A 247-nucleotide genomic window follows, 5' to 3' on the forward strand; every position below is an offset into this window, starting at 1 on the left:
GATGGTGCTCGCGGTGGCGAGCGGTCCGGTGGTCCTCGTCGCGATGGCGACCGTAAGCCGTGGGAGAACGATCGCTCGGGTGCTCCTCGTCGTGATGGCGATCGCAAGCCGTGGGAGCGGGATGGTGCTCGCGGTGGCGAGCGGTCCGGTGGTCCTCGTCGCGATGGCGACCGTAAGCCGTGGGAGAACGATCGCTCGGGTGCTCCTCGTCGTGATGGCGATCGCAAGCCGTGGGAGCGGGATGGTG

General features: G+C 68.8%; 1 protein-coding gene. It reads left to right on the forward strand.

Going from position 1 to position 247, the window contains the following annotated elements; all coding sequences use genetic code 11:
- Window positions 1–247 (forward strand): hypothetical protein (locus M3147_RS19200; protein ID WP_251204988.1); only part of this gene is annotated, 247 nt, incomplete at both ends.

This window comes from Agromyces mediolanus, assembly GCF_023715325.1.
GTDB lineage: Bacteria > Actinomycetota > Actinomycetes > Actinomycetales > Microbacteriaceae > Agromyces > Agromyces mediolanus_A.